The sequence below is a fragment of the Serratia sp. TSA_105.2 genome (genome assembly GCF_052692115.1).
This window is the reverse complement of the sequence record NZ_JBQZFT010000003.1, coordinates 457,807-479,409: the sequence shown is the minus strand read 5'-3', so window position 1 is coordinate 479,409 and position 21,603 is coordinate 457,807. Positions and strand designations below refer to the sequence as shown.

19 protein-coding genes and 3 pseudogenes are annotated in these 21,603 nt (G+C 59.7%); 10 read left to right on the top strand and 12 right to left on the bottom strand.

The annotated features are described in order from the left end of the window. The first annotated feature begins 20 nt into the window (after positions 1-20). Positions 21-437, top strand: a complete 417-nt coding sequence (locus tag ACUTSC_RS13375; protein ID WP_063990307.1) for an RbsD/FucU domain-containing protein — start codon at positions 21-23, stop codon at positions 435-437. A gap of 8 nt (positions 438-445) precedes the next feature. Here the strand turns inward: ACUTSC_RS13375 and umuC are convergent, their stop codons facing one another. The 10 genes and pseudogenes from umuC to ACUTSC_RS13325 form a co-directional block, all read right to left on the bottom strand. Further along, positions 446-1,732, bottom strand: coding sequence for a translesion error-prone DNA polymerase V subunit UmuC (gene umuC / locus ACUTSC_RS13370; protein WP_445653379.1), 1,287 nt, complete (start codon positions 1,730-1,732; stop codon positions 446-448). A gap of 180 nt (positions 1,733-1,912) precedes the next feature. After that, positions 1,913-2,731, bottom strand: a complete 819-nt coding sequence (locus tag ACUTSC_RS13365; RefSeq protein WP_445653378.1) for a TonB family protein — start codon at positions 2,729-2,731, stop codon at positions 1,913-1,915. Between the two features lie 163 nt (positions 2,732-2,894). Next, entirely contained in the window at positions 2,895-3,812 is a 918-nt protein-coding gene (locus ACUTSC_RS13360) for a FecR domain-containing protein (protein ID WP_197767981.1), read from the bottom strand. Positions 3,813-3,829: 17 nt separating this feature from the next. After that, on the bottom strand, positions 3,830-4,342 hold the full coding sequence (locus ACUTSC_RS13355; RefSeq protein WP_084827621.1) for a sigma-70 family RNA polymerase sigma factor: 513 nt from the start codon (positions 4,340-4,342) through the stop codon (positions 3,830-3,832). Between the two features lie 167 nt (positions 4,343-4,509). Continuing rightward, positions 4,510-6,945: a TonB-dependent hemoglobin/transferrin/lactoferrin family receptor gene (locus ACUTSC_RS13350; protein ID WP_445653377.1), complete on the bottom strand. Its 2,436-nt coding sequence runs from the start codon at positions 6,943-6,945 to the stop codon at positions 4,510-4,512. 197 nt (positions 6,946-7,142) lie between these two features. Next, complete coding sequence (gene umuD / locus ACUTSC_RS13345; RefSeq protein WP_033635060.1) at positions 7,143-7,577, bottom strand: translesion error-prone DNA polymerase V autoproteolytic subunit; 435 nt, start codon at positions 7,575-7,577, stop codon at positions 7,143-7,145. Positions 7,578-7,765: 188 nt separating this feature from the next. Further along, positions 7,766-7,945, bottom strand: a pseudogene (locus ACUTSC_RS13340) (SOS response-associated peptidase family protein); the annotation flags it as partial. A 301-nt stretch (positions 7,946-8,246) separates the two neighbouring features. Next, positions 8,247-8,618: a hypothetical protein gene (locus ACUTSC_RS13335; protein ID WP_445653376.1), complete on the bottom strand. Its 372-nt coding sequence runs from the start codon at positions 8,616-8,618 to the stop codon at positions 8,247-8,249. Between the two features lie 75 nt (positions 8,619-8,693). Beyond that, positions 8,694-8,807: pseudogene (locus ACUTSC_RS13330) on the bottom strand (resolvase); the annotation flags it as partial. Positions 8,808-8,831: 24 nt separating this feature from the next. Beyond that, a pseudogene (locus tag ACUTSC_RS13325) lies at positions 8,832-9,022 on the bottom strand (DNA polymerase V); the annotation flags it as partial. Positions 9,023-9,329: 307 nt separating this feature from the next. On the opposite strand from ACUTSC_RS13325, the gene fdhD reads away from it, so the two are divergent. The 7 genes from fdhD to ACUTSC_RS13290 all read left to right on the top strand — a co-directional run bounded on the left by fdhD (position 9,330) and on the right by ACUTSC_RS13290 (position 15,188). Beyond that, positions 9,330-10,172 carry a formate dehydrogenase accessory sulfurtransferase FdhD gene (gene fdhD / locus ACUTSC_RS13320; RefSeq protein ID WP_445653375.1) on the top strand — a complete coding sequence of 281 codons (843 nt, stop codon included), beginning with the start codon at positions 9,330-9,332 and terminating at the stop codon, positions 10,170-10,172. Positions 10,173-10,230: 58 nt separating this feature from the next. Beyond that, positions 10,231-11,097: a bestrophin family protein gene (locus tag ACUTSC_RS13315; protein WP_445653374.1), complete on the top strand. Its 867-nt coding sequence runs from the start codon at positions 10,231-10,233 to the stop codon at positions 11,095-11,097. 85 nt (positions 11,098-11,182) lie between these two features. Beyond that, complete coding sequence (locus ACUTSC_RS13310; protein ID WP_197767984.1) at positions 11,183-12,145, top strand: Dyp-type peroxidase; 963 nt, start codon at positions 11,183-11,185, stop codon at positions 12,143-12,145. A 72-nt stretch (positions 12,146-12,217) separates the two neighbouring features. After that, positions 12,218-13,327, top strand: a complete 1,110-nt coding sequence (locus tag ACUTSC_RS13305) for a YbdK family carboxylate-amine ligase (protein ID WP_445653373.1) — start codon at positions 12,218-12,220, stop codon at positions 13,325-13,327. Positions 13,328-13,422: 95 nt separating this feature from the next. Beyond that, positions 13,423-13,602: a hypothetical protein gene (locus ACUTSC_RS13300; RefSeq protein WP_004935085.1), complete on the top strand. Its 180-nt coding sequence runs from the start codon at positions 13,423-13,425 to the stop codon at positions 13,600-13,602. Positions 13,603-13,815: 213 nt separating this feature from the next. Next, entirely contained in the window at positions 13,816-14,412 is a 597-nt protein-coding gene (locus ACUTSC_RS13295) for a hypothetical protein (RefSeq protein ID WP_060439686.1), read from the top strand. A gap of 2 nt (positions 14,413-14,414) precedes the next feature. Further along, positions 14,415-15,188 (top strand): DUF3307 domain-containing protein, encoded by a 774-nt coding sequence (locus ACUTSC_RS13290; protein ID WP_197767986.1) that lies wholly within the window; start codon positions 14,415-14,417, stop codon positions 15,186-15,188. Between the two features lie 47 nt (positions 15,189-15,235). On the opposite strand, the gene mgtA is transcribed toward ACUTSC_RS13290, so the two are convergent. Together mgtA and ACUTSC_RS13280 are read right to left on the bottom strand one after the other, a co-directional pair. Continuing rightward, positions 15,236-17,935 carry a magnesium-translocating P-type ATPase gene (mgtA, locus tag ACUTSC_RS13285; RefSeq protein ID WP_443002627.1) on the bottom strand — a complete coding sequence of 900 codons (2,700 nt, stop codon included), beginning with the start codon at positions 17,933-17,935 and terminating at the stop codon, positions 15,236-15,238. A gap of 243 nt (positions 17,936-18,178) precedes the next feature. Beyond that, positions 18,179-18,877 carry an MgtC family protein gene (locus ACUTSC_RS13280; protein ID WP_445653372.1) on the bottom strand — a complete coding sequence of 233 codons (699 nt, stop codon included), beginning with the start codon at positions 18,875-18,877 and terminating at the stop codon, positions 18,179-18,181. Positions 18,878-18,990: 113 nt separating this feature from the next. Here ACUTSC_RS13280 and ACUTSC_RS13275 point away from each other — a divergent pair, with 113 nt between their 5' ends. Next, positions 18,991-19,215: a hypothetical protein gene (locus ACUTSC_RS13275; protein WP_130017239.1), complete on the top strand. Its 225-nt coding sequence runs from the start codon at positions 18,991-18,993 to the stop codon at positions 19,213-19,215. Positions 19,216-19,377: 162 nt separating this feature from the next. Further along, positions 19,378-21,561: a glycoside hydrolase gene (locus ACUTSC_RS13270; RefSeq protein WP_197772834.1), complete on the top strand. Its 2,184-nt coding sequence runs from the start codon at positions 19,378-19,380 to the stop codon at positions 21,559-21,561. The last annotated feature ends 42 nt before the right edge of the window (positions 21,562-21,603 follow it).

The window sequence follows — 21,603 nt, the reverse complement described above, 5'->3', positions numbered from 1 at the left end:
CCCTATTCAGGTATCGCCTTATGATTAAATCCGCCATCACCCACCCGCCGCTGCTCGCCGCGCTGGCGCAATGCGGGCATAAAACTCAGGTGCTGATCGCCGACGGCAACTACGCCTGCGTGACCCACGCGCCGAAAGACGCCACCGTGGTCTATCTGAACCTGGCGCCCGGCACGCTCGCCGCCCCGCCGATCCTGGAAAAGCTGCTGGCCTGCATCAACGTGGAAAGCGCCACGCTGATGGCCTGCCCGCCGGACTTCACCAACACCATCGAAGCCGAATACCGGCAACTGCTGCCGGCGCAGTGCCCGGTAGAACACCTGCCGCGTGAGGCGTTTTACGCCGCGGTCAAATCAGATCGGACGCTGCTGGTGATCGCCTCCGGCGAACAGCGCCGCTTCGCCAATCTGCTGCTGACGGTGGCGCCTGTGGTGTGACACGCGAGTTATTTTCCATCTGAAAACGCCCCCAACCGCACCACCGGGATGTCCGCCAGCCGGGTGGTGTAGGCCGGCGACAGCATTTCGCGCTTCATTTGCCACGGTTTGACGATCCCCTGCCCGGCGAACCACACGCGCCCGCGCCCCTCTTGATTCAGGCGGTCGAGGGTCGCCATCAGCTGCTCGCTGTTGCGGCGCGGCGGGCAGTCGTCGAACAGGTCGATCTGCGCCATGGCGGCGGCGCTGAAATCCCCCAGCACCACGCCGCCCTTCAGGTAACGCCGCCCCTCCTGCCAGATGCTCTCCAGCGCCCGCACCGCCATGGCGATGATGTCGCGGCTGTCGTTGCTCGGCGTTTGCAGCCGGGCGGTGCCCATATTGCTGTAATACCCTTCGCCCGCCGAATGCGGGCTGGTTTTGATAAACACCGACACGTTGCGGCAATAGCGCTTTTCCTGCCGCAGCTTTTCGGCGGCGCGTTCGGCGTAGCTGCAGATCGCCTCGCGCATGTGCGGGTAGTGCGTCAGCCGCTGGCCGAACGAGCGGGAGCAGATGATCTGCTCTTTGGCGGCCGCCTCATCTTCCCACTGCAGGCACGATTCGCCGCGCAGCTCGCGTATCGTGCGCTCCAGCACCACGCTGAAGGTTTTACGCGCCAGCCGGGTATCGCAGTCCGCCAGCTGCAGCGCGGTGTGAATGCCCATCGCCTGCAGCTGGCGAGTCAGGCGGCGCCCCACGCCCCACACCTCTTCCACCGGGATCAACGCCAGCAGCCTGCGCTGGCGCGCCGGATCGGATAAATCCACCACGCCGCCGGTGCCGCGCCATTTCTTGGCGGCGAAGTTGGCCAGTTTGGCCAGCGTTTTGCTCGGCGCAATGCCGACCCCGACCGTCAAATGCAGCTCGCGCCGGATGCGATCGCGCACCCGTTGGCCGAACGGCTCCAGCGCTTCGCAGTGCGCCACGCCGTCCAGACGCAGAAAGGCTTCGTCCAGCGAGTAGATCTCCACCGCCGGCGCCATCTCTTCCAGCGTGTCCATCACCCGGCGGGACATGTCGGCGTACAGCGCGTAGTTGGAGGAGAACACCGCAACGTTGCGGCGGCGCATCTCCTCTTTGATTTTGAAATAAGGCGCGCCCATCGGCACGCCCAGCGCCTTCGCCTCGGTGCTGCGGGCGATCACACAGCCGTCGTTGTTGGACAGCACGATCACCGGCCGCCCGCGCAGATCGGGCCGAAAGATGGTCTCGCAGGAGGCATAGAAGCTGTTGACGTCTACCAGGGCGAACATGGTTGCCGACCTTTCATCATCAGTGGGTTGTTATTCATAATGACACCAAATCACTGTTCATACATACAGTATTTGTATTTTTCTGGCGACGATCAAGTAGAAACCGCCACATCGCTGCTATCCGTTTGATGCGCTTTGGCTTTTAACTCAGCCTCCGTTTACCTGGAGCCGAGTTTTTCATTAACGGCGAACTTCACGCAGATCGAAACGAATCGGAATGGTCACGCTGAATTCCGCCTGCCCCGCTGCGATCTCGTTGCCGGGCGCGGGCAGTGGAGAAGCGCGCTGCGGTAACTGAAGCGCCTCCCGATCCAGCGAAGCAACCCCACTCGATCGCAATAGCTTCACGCCCAGCACGTTCCCCTGCCGATCCAACGTCACGGCAACCTGAACAACCCCCTGGCGCTGCTGGCGTACCGCCAGGGCCGGGTAGCGTTTGAAACGGCTCAAATGCGCCAACAGCAGGCCGCTCCAGACCGAGGCATCCTGGCTCGGCTGCGACGCCACGCTGGTTTGCGGCGCGGCAACACGCTTTCCGTCCAGAGACGGCGGCGCGCTGGTGCTTGATGCTCTTGAGCTTGCAGAGGCTATTTTTTCCTGTTCCTCCTGCCTTGGGCGCGGCGGTTCCGTTTTCGGTTTGATGGGGTCGTTCCGTTGCCCTTTAGCCTTGCTCTGCCGCTCCGTCGCACGCGGTGCATGAATCAGCGGAGGCATCGCCGCCTCCGGTTCCCGATTGGCCTGCCGTTGCGCCACCGCCTGCACCTGACGCACGCCGGTCGGCATCGGCTCCGCGTTGGGGGTCGATTCAGCCTGCTCGGCAAACATCATCAACACCATCGGTTGCGCCGCGGGCAGCAGCGGTGGCATCAGGTGATAACCGAGCCCAAGCCACAACGCACCATGCAGACCCAACGCCAACACATTGGCGGTAACCCAGCGCCATCGCCCGCCTGTCGGTGGTAAAGAGAAATCGCCAGATAATACGTTGTGATTGAACATAGGAAACGGTACTCAGGTTAAGCGTAAAACCGACCAACGTACGCAGCGGTCAACGGCAGTCGGGGTATGTCAGAAAGGTCGTTTAGGCACGCGGCACCGGGCAGGGAACGAGAAAGAACAGGTCAATCGAAAAGGAAACACCCTAATGGCAGAGTAAAAAACTTTAGGATACGGTAATGAAGTATTTTGACAGCATATTTACCCTAACCGGCAGCGCGCCGGGCAGTGCCGCAATGACGCGCTCGGGATCAGCCAGCGGGAACGCGCCGGAGAGCCGCAGGCCGGCGACCTCCGGCCGGCAGCGAATAATGCCCTGGCGATAACGCCCCAGCTCCATCAGGAAGTCGTCCAGCCGCATGTTGTCGGCCAGCAACATGCCTTGCCGCCAACCGGGCTCTTGCGTCACGCGATACGGTTCGCCAATGCCTTGCCGGCTTAATCTGCCGCCCTGACCGGCGTTGAGCACCGCGTTCCGATGCGCCGGTGAAAGGATCGTGACCCGACCAAGATAAACGGCGATCTCACTGTAGGTTTCCCACAGGCGAACGCTGAAGCGTGCAGCCTGCGCCATGATCTCACCCTGCGGTAGCCTCACCGTCAACGCGCCGCTTTCCGGCGGCAGATTCACCATCATTTCGCCTTCCAGCAATGCGGCCTGCTGACGGCTGACGTTGACCGCCGTTTGCGTGTTCAGCATCAACTGCGCGCCATCCGCCAACGCGACGGTTTGCTGCTCCCCCACCGCCGTGCGGTAATCCGCCAGCCAGGGGCGCCAGGGCAGCGCGCCAGAACCGATGCCAACCGTCCCCACCACGCCGATGGCCGCCAGGCTTCTCAGCAACCGGCGGCGCTGTGGGTTTGGCAACTGCGACAGACTACGCTGCGCCGCCGCCCCGTTAAGCAGAGAAAAACGGGATGAAAACGCGGCGATATGTCGCCAGGCGCGTTCATTTTCCGGTTTCGCCTGATACCAACGCCGCCAGCTTTCCCTATCCGCGTCGCTTGCCTCTTCCGACATCAGCTGCGTTAACCAGGCGGCGGCCTCACGCGCGCTCTGCCGATCGATATCCGATTCCATCATGGGTTCCGCACCTGCCGTTACGCCGCCAATGCAAAGAAACAGTGCAAATTGGCGCGCTGCAGATATTGTTTCACCGAGCTGCTCGACACCCGCAAACGTTCAGCGATGTCGCAATAACGCATGCCCTGCAGGTGCGCCAACAGGAAAGCCTCGCGGACGTGCGCCGGCAATCCGTCCAACGCCTGATCCAACTGTTCGAGCATTTCGAGGGTTTGTTGACGAACTTCCGGCGAGGGCACCTCGATCGCCGGCAGCTCGCTCAAGGCCTGCAGATAGCTCTCTTCGATTGTTTTACGCCGGTAATAATTCGCCACCAGCCGGCGCGCCACGGTCGCCAGGAAGGGGCGTGGTTGCCGAATGGCGAGCAACTGCGGGCTCAGTAAAATACTGATGAACGTATCCTGCGCCAGGTCTTCGGCGTGATGCGCGCACCCGACCTTCTGTCTCAGCCAATGGCATAGCCAACTGTGGTGCTCAAGGTAAAGCTGTTGAGCAAACCCGTTGGCTGCCGCGGCCTCTTTCCTTGCCATTCGGTGACACCAATTGATAATGAGATTGAAAATGATAATTATTATTATTTTAAAATTGTAACTTCTGTGTCAAGCGATTGCTGATGATTTATAAACGGCGAAAAAGTAGGGAAATACGGGAGAGAAAACGTGAAAAGGGGCCGAAATGGCCCCTGTCAGCAGGATATTCAGAAACGTTGACTGACGCTAAACTTGATGTTGCGCCCTACGCCGGACACCGATTCGCCCAGGTAAGGGTAATAATCGCGGTTGAACAGGTTGTCCACCGCGACGCGAGCTTCGAAGCCCTGCAAACCGCTGGGCTGCCACGAGGCGAACAGGCCGTGCAATGCATAACCCGACGTTTTCGGCAGCGCCCAGACAACGGCCATCGGATCGCCGTCGGCCGGTGAACGATCCTGTTTACGCACAAAATCGCCGGTCCAGCCGAAGGCCATGTCCCACTGCGGTACTTTCATGCCCAGCATCGCGTGTGCCGTAACGGGTGGAATTTCGGCAATCCAGGTTTCGTTGCCCCACGGATCGCGCGGTGAAGCGTCGCGTTTGCCGCGAATCGAGGAGAACGACAGGCTGCCGAACAGGCTTTCGCTGTCATAAAACGATTCGAGCTCCACGCCCTCAATGGTATAGCCCGGCAAGTTGCGATAGTTCGACAACGGTTGCCCACATTGGCCCCCGTGCCGTGCGGCGTCGCACACTACGCCGCGACGATAGAAAATCTCGTCCTTGCCGCGATTGCGGAACAGCGTAGTGCGGATCTGCAGACTGTCTCGCGCCATCAACACATCGTTGAAGTCCAGCACCGCGCCGAGACGAACGCCCGTCATGCGTTCCACCTGCAGGCCGCGGCTGGTGCCGGGCACGCTGGAAGCGGCGTATTGCACTTCGTACTGTTCGTCGATCACCGGGGCGCGCCAGGTGCGGCTAACGTCGGCAAACAGGGACAGATTCGACGTCGCTTTCCACATCACGCCCAAATGCGGCGACCAGCCGGTATAGGTCACGCTGCTGTAATCATGGCCCACGAGCGGATCGCTGTCGTTATAGCGCGGCGCCCGGTTCGGTTGCCCGGTATTGGTCACATGATCGTAACGCACGCCCGGCGTCACGGTCAGGCTGCCGAAACTGACCGCATCCTGCAGATAAACGCTGCGGGTTTCCTGTTCGCCCGCCGGCATGTAATACGGCTGGAAATAGCCGTAGTTGTAACTGGCGTTTTTCACCTGCGAGGGGTAATACATCAGGGTATCGCGCTGATGTTTATGCCAACGCGCGCCGAGCAACAGCTTGTGCTCCAGCGGCCCGCTGGCGAAACGGCTTTCATTGCTGACGTCAAACTGCCGATCGGTATAGTTCACCCAGCTTTCATTGCCCAGCGTACCGAGATAGCTGAACTTTGACGCGGAATCCGGCCGCTTGTCATGCTGCTCTGTCTTCGAATAGGCGTAAGACAGCGTCAGATTCAGCAACGGCTGCGCTTCCGGCGCCAGATTCCATTTCACCGAGTAATTGGTGTCCGTCTGGTCGCGATACACCAGAATGCGGCGCCACGCTTCTTCCCGGCCATATTTATCGATATCCGCCTGGCTGGGCGCGGCGATATCGTCCCGCTTGGCGGCGAAAGGCTGCCAGCCATCGGAATCGGAGCGCATCGCCGACAGCGTCAGCGTTTGCGCCTCGCTCAGATAAATATTGGTTTTTAACAGGTAGGAAGCCTGATCGTTGGCGGAATAGGCAAAGCGCGTGCCGCCCGGCCGCTTCAGGTTGCCGCCGTCACGCTTGCTCATGTAGATCAAACCGTCGGCGGATCCTTCCGGCGTACGGCCGTACAACGCACCGCTGTAAATGCTCTGGCGATCGTTGGTGTGGTAGCTGTACTTCAGCAAGCCGCCAAAATCTTCGCCCGGCAGCAGCATATCCCCAGCATCTTTGGTCTCCAGCGTAATGGTTCCGCCAAAGCCGCCATTGCCGTTCAACAGATTGTGCGGCCCCTTATCGACCTCAACCTTTTTCAGCAGTTCGGGTTCGATGAATACCGAACCCTGCCGATATTTCTCAAATCCCTTCGGCGCCCCGTCCAGCACCACCTTCACATCTTCCATGTCGCCCATGCCCCAAATATTCAGGCTTTGGCCGCCCGGGCGCGGCGATCCCGCCATCCCTACGCCGGGCAAGCGATCAAGCAAACTGGCGATATTGTCTGCCTGCACGCGTTCGATGTCTTCTTTATCCAGCACCGAACGGCCGGCGGCGACGCTGTCGGACAAACCGCCGACCACCGACAGTTCCGGTATCGTCAACGGCTGAACCGGCCCGGCGTCGACCAACCGATATCCCTGTGCAGTTTGCTGAGCGCGCAATCCGCTGCCCGCCAACAGCGTATTGAACGCGTCGGTGAGGCGATAATGTCCCTGCAGGCCCGCGGTGCTTTTTCCACGCGTCTGTTCGGGCGTGAAAATCACTATCACGCCGGCCTTAGCGGCCGCCGTCTGCAAGGCGGGCGCCAGATCACCGGCGGGAATAGCGAAGGAAAGGATAGCGGGCTGTTCGGCCGCCGAGGGTGGTGCCGACGCACCGGGCGCCGCCATCGCGGAGGTGAGCATGCCCGATAATGCGCATCCTATCCCGATAGCGACACGTTTCCCGGTCATGCGTTTGGCTGATGTGAACGTACGCCCTGCGCCGTTCTTGTTTTTTATGGCCATGAAGGATTCCCCTGAGTGTATTGAACTGAAAACTCAGTAGAGAGGTCACGCCAACGAAAAGATCGGGCAGAAAAAAATGAAAAAAAGGGCCGAAGTCACCGCGCCGCGTAGACGATAAAGGTCACCACGCCGAAGATCTCCAGTTGCGCTTCGTCGTCGAACACGATCGGCGCGTAGGCAGGATTCATCGGCAACAGCCGCACGTCGGGGTGGCGCTGCAGCTTTTTGACGGTGAATTCGCCGTCCACCGCGGCGATCACGATATTGCCGTGCTCCGGCGTCAGGGCGCTGTCGACGATCAGCAGATCGCCATCCTGGATATTGCCGTCGATCATCGACTCGCCGCTGGCGCGCACGAAGTAGGTGGCGTTGGGGTGCCGCACCAGCAGCTTGCCGATGTCCAGCCTGCTCTCGACATAGTCCTGCGCCGGGGAAGGAAAGCCGCAGGCCACGCGATCGGCAAACAGCGGTAACGTCAGGGGTTCACCTGGTGAAAAAGCATACAACCTTGAATTGCTCAGCATAATCATAACCAAACTGTATATTTATACAGTAAAGCATAAACAAAATGCGAACGCGTGCAACCCCCTATCCCCCTGCGGATCGCGCTTTCCCGCGTAATATAATAATTTTCTGAGTGATTTTTCCTGCAGCTTTTGGCATTCTTCGCGTGTGTTTACACACATGATACCCACCAAAACTGTGGATAATGCGGCACTCAGACCGTTGGCGTATCGATGGGCAGGATGAGTGAGGGATTGTCATTGCGAACGGCGCCGACGGCGGGCGATACCGGTTGCCAGACGAAATCCTCTGCCTGCAGGCTGTACACGTCAGCCTGCATTTGACCAGAGGGCGGGACTAAGCGGGTGTCGAGCCAGTCGCGCGCGGCCGTCGGTCTCTGCTGCGTACAGCGCCGCAAAGAACAGCGGCAGGCCTTGCCTCACGGGAGGAACGGCGGACGGCCTTACAAAATGACGCCAATAAAATTGCGACTGGCAATGGCATCAATGGGACGGCCAGAGACGAAAGTCAGTACGTTATGCCAGGAGCTTGGGATAACCCGACAAACGCTGTACCGCCACATTTCCCTGATGGTCCACTGCGAGCTGACGGTATAAAGCTGCTCAACCGAGGATAATTTTAGCGAACGGAAAAATCTGGAGTTCCGGCGTAGAACCCCGAATAAGGAATAATCCTTAATTCATTTCAGGATTATTAATTCCATCTAAAACCTCTCGGCAATATTCTTTTTTATAGGCTTCATCATTACTTAATGACTTAACCAAAAAATCAGCATTTTTCCAACCATTATCCCAATGCATATCGAATCCTGACTGTTCATACTTTAATGTTCTAGTTAATGAGTCTTTTATTTGTTTTTTATATTTATCAATTTTCTCATTGGTTGCCCCACAAACATCATGTGCAACACGAGCATTTGAGCCAGAAAAACCTATTGCTGAAATTGCCATCGCTTCGTTTGATTTGTCGAAATCATTCGCATATGCCACAGCATTAGATAAAGCGAATATGACAAGAGTAGGTATGGTTTTTTTGTATGAAATCATCTTTTACCTCTAACTCATTGATTGTTCATGGGGTCAGTTTAGATATCGAAAATTATTGTACATTAAGGCTGCTTTTTAATCAGTCTCAACTTCTTTATAGAAGGCCTGAATGCGACAAACTTGGGAAGTACTGTAGCCTGTCGCGTCTGCTGTTTCTCGGATGCTCAGTTTCTTAATCTGTCGGTAGTGCCTGATCCATCCTGCACGCTCCATCTCGCCGCTGGCGCGCACGAAGTAGGTGGCGTTGGGGGCCGCACCAGCAGCTTGCCGATATCCAGCCTGCTCTCGACATAGTCTTGCGCCGGGGAAGGAAAACCGCAGGCCACGCGATCGGCAAACAGCGGTAACGTCAGGGGTTCGCCTGGTGAAAAAGCATACAACCTTGAATTGCTCAGCATAATCATAACTAAACTGTATATTTATACAGTAAAGAATAAACAAAACGCGAATGCGTGCAACCCCCAATCCCCCTGCAGATCGCGCTTTCCCGCGTAATATAATAATTTTCTGAACGATTTTTTTTTACGCCTGCTAAGCGTTTCACCGCCCCTTGCACACACGTTATCCACCAAAACTGTGGATAACCTGGTGGGGTCGCCGGCAGGGTGTCATTCCCTACACGAGCGGGATCAGGATCCTGTATAATCCCCACACCTGCTAATAAGAATTCACTCCCGTCGGCGCCTCGTCACCGACGGTCACGAGAACGTTATGAACAAGCACCTGCTCCTCGCAGAAACCGACGATATCAAACAGGAATGCCTGTCGCGCCACGCGGTCTGGCAGCGCAACAATCTGGCTCAGGCGCAGCAGGATTGGCTGGCGGAAGAAGTGCCGGTCGCTCTGGTGTACAACGGCATTTCCCACGTGGTGATGATGGCGACGCCGAAAGATCTGGCGGCCTTCGCCATCGGTTTTTCACTGTCCGAAGGCATCATCGCCTCCCCCGACGATATCTACGACATCCGCCAGCAACCGGCCTGCAACGGCATTGAAGTGCATGTGGAACTCTCGAGCCGCCGCTTTATGCAGCTGAAAGAGAAGCGCCGCAGCCTGGCCGGCCGCACCGGCTGCGGCGTCTGCGGGGTGGAGCAGCTGCAGGAGGTCGCCCAACCCATCGCGCCGCTGCCCTTCACGCAACGCTTCGATTTGGCCCTGCTCGACCGGGCGTTGGCGCAGCTGCAGGAGGTGCAAACGGTGGGGAAATTGACCGGCTGCACCCACGCGGCGGCCTGGATCCAGCCGGACGGCGCGCTCAGCGGCGGGTGTGAAGACGTTGGGCGCCACGTGGCGCTCGACAAACTGCTGGGTTACCGCAGCCAACAGGCTTGGTCACAAGGGGCAGCGCTGGTGTCGAGCCGCGCCAGCTATGAAATGGTGCAAAAATCCGCCATGTGCGGCGTCGAAATCCTGTTCGCCGTTTCCGCCGCCACCCGCCTGGCGGTGGAAGTAGCCGAACGCAGCAACCTGACGCTGGTGGGCTTCAGCAAGCCGGGGCGCGCCACCGTCTATACGCACCCGCAGCGGCTCTGGCCATCGACGACGGCGGCCTAACGCCGCCGGATAAGAATCGACTATTCTCAATAGCAGGACACCAGGAAGCCCCCACGTCATGATCATTCGCCCGAATCAGAACTGGTTTTTTCGCCTGTTCGCCTGGCACGGTTCCGTGCTGTCAAAGATCACCTTTCGCCTGTCGCTGAACGTGCTGATGTCGATAGTGGCGGTGATCAGCTATCAATGGTACGAACAGCTCGGCGTGCATTTAACCATCGCGCCGTTCAGCCTGCTGGGTATCGCCATCGCCATTTTTCTCGGCTTTCGCAATAACGCCGGCTACAGCCGCTTTGTCGAAGCGCGCAACCTGTGGGGCTCGCTGCTGATTACCGAGCGCTCCCTGCTGCGCCAGATCAAAAGCCTGCTGCCGGACGAACCGGCGGTGCATCAGAAGGTCGCCAAGCTGCTGATCGCCTTCAGCTGGAGCCTGAAGCATCAGCTGCGCGCCACCGACCCGACCGCCGATCTGTACCACAACCTCACCAGTAAAGAGCTGGCGGAGGTGATCGCCAGCCCGATGCCGACCAACCGCATCCTGCTGATGTTGGGCCAGGAGATCGGCAAGCTGCGCCGCCAGGGGCAGCTGAGCGACATCACCTTCGAGCTGCTCGACAACAAGCTGAGCGAACTGTCCCATGCCCTCGGCGGCTGCGAACGGCTCGCCAGCACGCCGGTGCCGTTCGCCTATACCCTGATCCTGCAGCGCACCGTTTACCTGTTCTGCAGCCTGCTGCCTTTTGCCCTGGTGACCGACCTGCATTACATGACACCGTTTGTTTCGGTGTTCATTTCCTATACCTTCTTATCCTGGGACTCACTGGCCGAAGAGCTGGAAGATCCATTCGGCGTGTCGGCCAACCATCTGCCGTTAAACGCCATGTGCAACACCATCGAGCGCAACCTGCTGGAAATGAACGACTAAAGCCCGCTGCCGCCGCCGATGAAACCCGACGAGCACTTTAATTTGATCTGATCGATTTCACCCGAACACACTGGAGCCGAATGCAATGAATGCAAATAACCACCCGCCGCAAGCCGTATTCACGCCGGTGACACGCCATGCCATCTTCATCGTCGCCACCCTGTCGCCCGTTCCCGCCCATCTGGCGGCGGTGCGCGCCTGGTGCGGCGATATCGCCGCCGTGGTGCGATCGGTCGGCAAACGCGCGCCGGCGGGCAACCTCACCTGCGTCTGCGGCTTCGGCTCCGAAGCCTGGGATACGCTGTTTGGCGCGCCGCGCCCTCGCCAGCTGCATCCGTTCAGCCCAATCGGCAGCGGGGAACGCGTCGCCGTCGCCACGCCCGGCGATATCCTGCTGCATATCCGCGCTGATGAAATGGATCTGTGTTTTGAACTGGCCTCTCAGTTGACCGCCAAGCTCGGCGACGCCGTGACGGTGGTCGAAGAGGTGCACGGCTTCCGTTACTTCGATCAGCGCGCCATGATCGGCTTCGTCGACGGCACGGAGAACCCGGAGGGGCACGAAGCCTTCGACTATACGGTGATCGGCGACGAAGACACGGCGTTCAGCGGCGGCAGCTATGTGCTGGTGCAAAAATACCTGCACGATATGCAGGGCTGGAATTCGCTCAGCGTGGAAACGCAGGAGAAGATCATCGGCCGCCATAAGCAGTCCAACATCGAGCTGGATGAAGCGGTCAAACCGTCGTCATCGCACAGTTCGCTGACCACCATCACCGACGAGCAAGGCAACGAGGTGAAAATTCTGCGCGACAACATGCCGTTCGGCCGCCCCGGCCTGCGCGAATTCGGCACCTACTTTATCGGCTATGCGCGCTCCCCGCAGCCGATCGAGCAGATGCTGGAAAACATGTTCATCGGCCGCCCGGCCGGCAACTACGATCGGCTGCTCGATTTCAGCCACGCGGTGAGCGGCACCCTGTTCTTCGTGCCTTCCGCCCCGCTGCTGGAAGCGCTGGCCGACCGCAGCGGCGCTGAACTGCATTAACCCTCCCTTCTGCGGCAAAGCCTCCCCCCGCGACTTATACTGAATTAACGTTGCGTATTGAGGGGAGGCACCATGCTGCTCACATTCAAACGTTCGCAAAGGCTCTCCATCGGCACCGAAATAGAGCTGCAGCTGGTCGATGACGAGCACTACGATCTTACGGATCGGGCCGATCGGGTGGTCAGCGCAGTCGGCGACCGCCGGCGCGTCAAACATGAGCTCACCAAATCGATGGTGGAGCTGAACAGCTCGGTGCACCGCGATCTCGGTGAGCTGCACGCCGAACTGCGCGCCCTGACCCATACCGTCCGGCGCAGCGCGCAGCGCCTGGGCTGTGACGTCTGCGGTGGTGGCCGCCACCTGAGCAACGACTGGCGCAAGCAAGTCATCAGCGACAGCGCGCGCTACAGGCAGTTAGCCAGCCGCTTTGGCTATCTTTCCAAGCTGGCCTGCGTGTTCGGCCAACATATCCACCTCGGCGTCAACGACGGGGACGAGGCAATGTACCTGTGCCATGCGCTGACGCCCTATTTTCCGCAGCTGATCGCGCTCAGCGCTTCGTCGCCGCTGTATCAGGGCGTCGACACGCACTTTGCCAGCTCCCGTTTCAGCGCCCAGAATTCCTTCCCCAACTACGGGTGCCTGGAACACATCTACAGCTGGCGCGAATTCAACGCCTACTACGAACGGCTGAACGCCGCCGGCGTGATTGAAAGCGTCAAGGATATTTACTGGGATGCGCGGCCGAAACCGGAGCTGGGTACGGTGGAGATCCGCATCTGCGATACGCCGCTGCACCTCGCTCACGCCGTGCTGCTGGTCGGTTACTGCAGTCTGCTGGCTGATTTTCTGTTGCGGCGCCGGACGCCGATCGTGCCGGAATACGATGCCTTCACCCATTACAACAAGATCAACGCCTATCGCAGCGGTTTCGCCGCCGAATACGTCGATCCCGCGACGCTGCGCCGCAGCAGCCTGACCGCCCACATCCTGCACACGCTCGAAGCGCTGAGCGGTTGCGCCGAACGGCAGGAGGATCGGGCCGTGCTGCAGGCGGTCGAGCGCCATGTCCGCCAGGGCATCAGCGATTCGGAGCGTATTCGCCAGATGTTGCACAACGGCCTGCCGCAGGCTCAGGTGATCAAGCGCCTGTGCGACGAGCTGTTGCAACCGGCAAGTTAAGTTTCAGCTATCGATTCCATACGCTAAAGCCACTGTTCATTATGTGCTCTTTCGCTACAATCGTGAGCACAGACATTCACCGTATCGAGGACACCATGTACAACTTCTCCCGCTATCAGGCAAAAGAACTGGCGCTGGCTTACATGAGCGGCAAAAAACACGATCTGTCGCCGCAGGAATTTTTGCAGCAGCTGAAAAGCAGCGAACGTTCGTTTGAGCACCTGTTGAAACACGGCAGCGAAATGCCGCGTGACGTGCTGGTTAAAAGTTTCTGAACGGCCGGTTGCCGGCCATTTTCCCTCTACGCCGCCGGTGGCGAGCCTGACAGGCCCGCGCATTCCCGGCCATTAATCCCCCACTGCTCGCCCAGCCTCGTTTCGCCCCCACAGGCGAAAACCTGATAAATTCGCATCCACAGGCGAATTATTGACATATTCGTATCCAGGTGCGAATTTATAGTTATCCCTCTGCAAACAACGGAACACGCCATGCCGACGCCAATCAGCGTTATCAGCGGCGATCTGGTCGATTCTCGCCGGTCAGACACCGTCAACTACCTCAATGGGCTGCATAGCCTGCTCGATCGGCTGCGGCGCGACGGGCGGCTGCATCAGGTGGAAATCTTTCGCGGCGATGCCTTCCAGGCGCAGGCCGCTCCGGAGGACGGGCTGCTGCTGGCGGTGTACATTCGCCTTGCGCTGCGGGCGATGGGTGCCGCGCACTGGGATGCGCGCATCGCCATCGGGCTGGGCAGCCAACGGCCCGACGCCGCCGGTTACGGCAGTGCCTTTATCAACTCCGGCAGCGCGCTGGACGCCATGGCAAAAAATTGCCGGCTGGCTCTGAAAACCGACAACGATCGGACAAACGCCATTGTCAGCGATCTGCTACCGATGTTAGATCATGTGATTGGTCGCCTGTCACAGGCCGAAGCGCGCATCGTTCAGGCGAGAATGTTCGCCGACAGCGGCGCCGCCGTGGCGGACCAACTGCAGAAAGCCGCCTCCACGGTTTCCGCCGCGCTAAAACGCGCGGCCTACGAGGAAATCATGCGGTTTATTCACGCCATTAACAGGATCGTCTGACTATGGATCTGACCTATGCACCTTTGCTGGCCTGGCTGTTGCTCGTCCATCTGCTGGCGGATTTTCCGCTGCAGCCGCTGAGTTGGGTGGAAGATAAAATCCAGCATCGCGCACGTTCACGTTTTCTGGTGTTGCACGCGTTGCTGCACGGGGTGCTGGCCGCCTGGGTGGTGGCCGGTTTCGGCCTGCTGCACGGCGGGCTTTCTTCATTTCAGGTGCTGGCCAGCCTGCTGGTCATCGCCGTCAGCCACTACCTGATCGATTTGCTGAAAGTCACCGCGACGAACCGCCTGAGCCCGGCCCGCAGTTTCCTGCTCGATCAGGGATTGCATCTGGCAGTGATCGCCTTGCTGTGGCTGGGGCTGACGCCGAATGCCGGTGAACTGCTCGCCGCGCTGGGGCGGCAACTGGGGCGTTGGCAAACCGGCCTGGTGCTGGTGGCCTACAGCCTGATTTATCTGCCGATGAGCCTGCTGATCGGGCAACTGCTGGCGCACTGGACGCCGCAAATGCCGCCTTCGGCCAAGGCCGACAACGACTCGCTGCTGCGCGCGGGCAAACAGATTGGCTATCTGGAGAGAACGCTGATCCTGACCTTTGTGCTGCTGGGGCAAATCCCGGCGATCGGCTTTTTGCTGGCGGCCAAATCTATCTTCCGTTTCGGCGATCTGCGCCAGAGCGACGATAAGATGCGCACCGAGTATGTGTTGCTCGGCACGCTGTTTTCCTTCACGCTGACCATCATGCTCGGCCTGCTGGTCAACAAACTGCTGTAACGGTGCGGGGGCGAAGAATTTCGCCCCCGAAGTGAATGCCGAGGCGGTTAGAGCCACTCGCCGAAGCGGCGGATGTAGAAACGCTTCATCAACTGCGCGACCACGCAGTAGCTGACCAACGTAGCGGCCAACCACGGGAAGTATTCCCACGGCAGCGGCTGCAGGCCAACCAGGGCGCCGAGCGGCGAGAACGGAATGTAGATGCCGAGCGCCATCACCAACCCGGTGGTCAGCAATACCGGCAGCGCCGCGGTGCTCTGAATGAACGGGATCTTCTGGGTGCGCAGCATATGCACCACCAGCGTTTGCGACAGCAACCCCTCAATAAACCAGCCGGACTGGAACAGCGCCTGGTGTTCCACGCTGTTGGCGGCGAACACGTACCACATCAGCGCATACGTCGTGATATCGAAGATTGACGAGGTCGGCCCAATCCACAGCATAAAGCGCCCGATGTTTTTGGAGTCCCACTTGCGCGGCTTGCGCAGGAACTCTTTGTCCATCTTGTCCCACGGCAGCGACAGCTGGGAAATATCGTACATCAGGTTTTGAATCAACAGGTGGATCGCCAGCATCGGCAGGAACGGGATGAAGGCGCTGGCCACCAGCACCGAGAACACGTTGCCGAAGTTGGAGCTGGCGGTCATGTTCAGGTACTTGATGATATTGCCAAAGGTCTCACGCCCTTTGATCACCCCTTCTTCCAGCACCATCAGGTTCTTTTCCAACAGGATGATGTCCGCCGACTCCTTTGCGATGTCGGTGCCGGTGTCGACCGAAATGCCGACGTCGGCATCGCGCAGCGCCGGCGCATCGTTGATGCCGTCGCCGAGGAAGCCGACGGTATGGCCGTTGGCCTGCAGCATTTTCAGCACCCGCGATTTTTGCAGCGGCGTCAGTTTGGTGAAGACCGTGCGCTGTTCCACTTCGCGCGCCAACTCTTCATCATCCATCTGTTCAATCTGCAGCCCGGAGAGCGGTTCACCCGGCTCCAGCCCGACGTCGCGGCAAATCTTGCAGGTGATCACCGGGTTGTCGCCGGTCAGCACCTTCACCGTCACGCCGTTTTCCTGCAGCGCGGCGATCGCCTGCTGCGCGCTCTCCTTCGGCGGATCGAGGAAGGTCAGCAGCCCTTGCACCACCATGTCGCGCTCGTCGGCCACGCTCAGCGGGTCGGCCGGGCGTTGCGCGTCCAGCTCACGCGTCGCCAGCACCAGCACGCGGAAACCGTCTTCGTTATACTCGCGGGCCAGCGCCTGCAGCGCCGCACGGCGCGCGTCGTCCAGTTCCAGCGTCTTGTCGCCTTCACGCACGTGAGTGGCGATCTCCAGCATCTCCTCTACCGCGCCCTTACAGATCAACTGCTCCTTGCCATTTTCGTCCGCCACCACGATCGACAGACGGCGGCGCACGAAGTCGAACGGCAGCTCATCCACTTTGCTGAAACGGCCCAGGGCTTCGATCCCCGGTTTGCCGCGCCCGAAGCGGATCACCGCCTGGTCCATCAGGTTCTTCATGCCGCTCTGATGGAAGCTGTTCAGCCAGGCCAGGTGCAGCACCTCGTTATCCCTGGCGCCAGTGACGTCGATGTGGTGCTCGAGAATGATGCGATCCTGGGTCAGGGTGCCGGTCTTGTCGGTGCAGAGCACGTCCATGGCGCCGAAGTTCTGAATGGCGTTCAGGCGCTTCACCACCACCTTGCGGCGCGACATGGCGATCGCCCCTTTCGCCAGGTTGGAGCTGACGATCATCGGCAGCATTTCCGGCGTCAGGCCGACCGCCACCGCCAATGCGAACAGCGCCGCCTCGCTCCAGTCGCCTTTGGTGAAGCCGTTGATCAGCAACACCACCGGCACCATCACCAGCATGAAGCGAATCAGCAGCCAGCTGACGCTGTTCACCCCGCGATCGAACGCGGTTTGCGCCCGCGAACCGACGATCGACTTGGCCAGCGAGCCGAAGTAAGTGCGCCCGCCGGTCGCCACCACCACCGCCGTGGCGGTGCCGCTGGCGACGTTGGTGCCCATCAGGCAGATATTGGACAGCTCAAGCAGCGCGTTCTCGCTGGATACCTCTCCGTCGCTCGACTTCTGCGCCACGTTGCCCATCGCATCGTATTTCTCGATGGGGATCGCTTCGCCGGTCAAAATCGCCTGACTGATGAACAGATCGCGCGAGGCGATAAGACGCACGTCGGCCGGCACCATGTCACCGGCGGAGAGCTGAATGATGTCCCCCGGCACCAGTTCGCGGATCGGCACTTCCAGCGTCAGCGGATGCGCGCTGTAGCTGCTGCGGCGCAGCACCGTGGCGGTGGTGCGCACCATCGACTTCAACGCTTCCGCCGCTTTATTGGTGCGGTATTCCTGCCAAAAACGCAGCAGCCCGCTCAACGCAACCATAGTCAGAATGATAATAACGCCGGTGAGTTCAGTTTCTTCACCGCTCTGGCGCGGCAGCCAATAATCGGTAAAGAAACTGATCGCAGCCAGCACCATCAGCACGAAGATAAACGGGTTGTTGAAAGCCTTGATCAGCTGAATCAAGGCATGCGGCGCCTTGTCGTGGGCGACCTGGTTGGCGCCGAACTGCTCCAACCGTTCATCGGCGTCGTCCTGGGTCAAGCCGTTGCGGTTGCACTTCAGGTTCGCCAGCGTTTGGGCGATGCTGTTGGTCGCCTCTTGCGCAATGGCGTAGGTCACCGCGTCTTTATCACGGCGACGCGTTCTTTCATTAATCTGAGTCATAACGCTATTCTCTTATTTTCGTTCTGCGCACAGGGAGATCCCGCCCGATAAACAGGTGACTCTGCGCAGAGTGGAATTTTTTAATTAGCGTGACTGAATAGCGTGATTACCCTGTCAGCCACGCAGAAATCATTTCCCTTCCGGGGTCATCGTCCATAACGCCTCCTTAATGCTCCGCGTTATTCAGGCGTGCCTGAATAAACCTGAACATATAATCAAGTTAGTAAATATTTATATCATTACTCAGACCGGTAATTCGGACGCGACGCGCCAGCGAACGGCACTCACGCTTTTTTCCAGACTGATGCGGCAGACAATACCTTCAATTTCTTTTTGCGCAGCCGGCGTGGCGGTAATTTCAGCGCACACTTCCAATTGCCCCGGGCTGGAAATATCGGCGCTGCGCAAGGATTGCAACCGCAAGGCGACGCCGTTCAGCGCCTGCAGAATCAGGGTGCGCACCAGAATTTCATCCTGTTCGCCGCAGGTCACCTGAATGCGATAGCACAGTTCCAGATCGGTCGCCTGTTGGTGCGGCTGCAGGTTGATGCGCTGCGCGGCTTCGCGCAGCAGGATATTGGCGCACAGGATCACCAGCGTGGCGACCACCGCATCCCAATGCTGGCCCAGGCCGCACAGGACGCCGATCCCCGCCGAACACCACAGCGTGGCGGCGGTGTTGAGGCCGCGAATGTTCAGCCCTTCACGCATGATAACGCCGGCGCCGAGGAAGCCGATACCGGAGACGATCTGCGCAGCCACGCGGCCGGCGCTGGCCGGATCGTTGGACATGGAGCTGAGAATAAAGACTGCCGCGCCGGTCGCCACCAGCGCATTGGTGCGCAGGCCGGCCATACGTTGGCGCCACTGGCGCTCGGCGCCAATTACCGCGCCCAGGCACATTGCCAGCAATAAATTTAAAACGAAAGGAGTCATAGCCATGACTGTCCCCTTAATTAACCGCAGGAGATAAAATCATGTGCTGTTTAGCACACGCAAAATCGCGCCGAAAATAAATCAGCGAATCAGCGTGCTGTGCCTGGAGGGAAAAGGCTGTGGCTGCAGAATACCATAATAACGTCCAACTCAATTCACCTGAAACCATCAGGCCTCAGGAAACGTTTTTATTCGGGTATGCACAGCTCAGGAATAACTGGAGAGGGGTGCTGCCCGCCGATAACGGCAAGCAACAAATCAGAAGAGAATTGGTCAGCTTGCCTTATTTGTTTTATTACAACTACAACTGTCCAATTGGGTTTCTCCACCGAAATTTTGGTTGAGTATAGTGACGTCGGGTAATGAAGTAAAGGCTAATTTATTAAACGAAAAATAAACTGAAATACCGCAATGATATTCCGATGTCACAAATAGAAGACGGCAACATTGGGCGGCAGTGCGCTTATCGGTAAACTGCTTTCCTTCATCTTTCAAGGACGCCCCCGATGAAACACCGACTTTCCCCGCTCGCGCTCGCGCTGCTCGTCAGCTTTCCCGCCGATGCCCTGCTGCTGCAGCAAGGTGACGCGCAGTTCGAACTCGATCCCGCCACGCTGCGCATTGCCGCCGGCGCTGTGCCGGTCAATCTGGCGCAGCCCGCGCAACCGGTGACGGATCTCACCGCGTCGCCACAACGCGCCAGCTGGCGCTGGCCGCAGAGTGCAGTCAAGGTTAGCGCCAGGCTGGAGGACGGCGATCTGCGCCTGAGCTTCAGCAGCGAGCGACCACAGCTTCTGAACTGGTATCGCCTGCCGCCGCAGGCGGAAACGCTGTTGCTGCCGATCGGCGAAGGCAGCCGCATTCCGCTCGACAACGCGGTCTGGCGCCATTACCTGACGACGGAAATGACGCCGCTGGATACCAACTGGGATCTGAAGCTGCCGCTGTGGAGCCAGCAATACCAGGGCAAGGTCTACAGCTGGCTGATGTTGACGCCGTTCAGCAACCGGGTCACCTTCACCGCCGCGCAGGAAAAGCTGGAGATGCGCGCCGGGCATCAGTTCAACCGCTTCAATCAACAGCAGGCATTCGAGGTGCTGCTGCACGTCGGCGGCACGCCGCTGTCCGGCGCGCGCCGCTACCGCGACTATTTGCAACAAAACGGCCAGTTCAGCAGCCTGCGCGAGAAGATAAAGCAGGCGCCCGAAGGCGAAAAGCTGATCGGCGCCACCCATGTCTACCTGTGGGGCGATAAATTGCTGGCGGCGGAAGACGTCAAAGATTGGCCGGGGTTGCTGCACTACCTCGCCTCTCCCGCCGCCGAAAGGCTGCGGCAGAAGATGGATGCCGAGAGCAGAAAGCGCCTGCTGCAGCTGGCGGGCAAAACACCGGAGGGCTGGCAGCAACAGCCCCTGATCGACGGCATCAACCAGGCGTTGACGGCGCAAATCCCGCTGGGCGCCACGCCGGATGACGCCGATTTTCTGCAGGCGCAGCAGCGCCAGGCCGCTGCGGTTCAGGAGCGGGCGCAACAGGAACTGGGGCGCTGGTTAACCCCGGCGGACCGTTGGGGGCAAGGGCTGGCCAAACCGGTGATCGACGCGCTGCGCCAGGCCGGCTTGCCGCGCCTGTGGTTGGGCACCGATAACTGGACCGCCGCCTTCCTGCACCCGCAGGCGGTGGCCGCCGCCAAGGCGGCCGGCTATCTGATCGCCAGCTACGACTCCTACGATACCGCCATTCCACGCGGCGTGAACGACAGCTGGCTCACCGCGCAACTGCCGACGGCGCTGCGGGAAAGTTGCGCCATCGTGCTCGCCAACGGCAGCAAGAAACCCGGCTTCGGCAAGCAGGGTTACTACCTCAATCCGGGCTGCGTCCTGCCCTATTCTCAACAGCGCATGCGCGAGCTGGTGCAACTGGCCGGGTTGAACAGCCTGTTTCTCGACGTGGACGGCACCGGCATGGTCTCCGACGACTATCAGCCCGACCACCCGACCGGCGCGGCCCAGATGGTCGAAGCGCGCAACGCCCGGCTGGCCTGGTTCAGCACTACTCTTAAGCTGCCGCTCGGCTCGGAGGACGGCAATGCGGTGACCGCCCGCAGCCTGATGTTCGCCCACGGCATGGAAACCTGGGGATTCGGCTGGGGCGATAAACAGATGAATCAGGCTAAATCCTCGCCCTATTATCTCGGCGCCTGGTGGCCCAACGCCCAACCGGCGTTTTTCTTCCGCCCCGCCAAGGTGAAGCAGCCTTACCGCACCGTCGAATTCGATCCGCGTTACCGCCTGCCGCTGTACCAGGCCGTTTTCCACGATGCGATCGTCAGCAGCCACCACTGGAATTACGACAACCTGAAGTTCAGCGACGTTCAGACCACCCGCAGTCTGCTCAGCCAGCTGTACAACACTGCGCCGATGTTCCACCTGAGCCGCGCCACCCTGGCGGCCCGCCTGCCGGCAATCAAACGCGCCGACGCCGCCTTCCGGCCGCTGCATCAGGCCCTGTGGGACAAAGCGCTGACCGACTTCCGCTGGCTCGACCGGGACGGCTGGGTACAACAGACGACGTTCAGCGACGGGTCGACGCTGACCGCCAACTTCAGCGCGCAACCGTTCGCCGGCGTAGCGGCCCACAGCCTGCGCGCCAAACTGGCCGATGGCCGCACGTTCGACGTTGCGCCTTAGCAAGGTCGCCGGCGGTGGGCTACGCTAGGCTATATTTCCGAC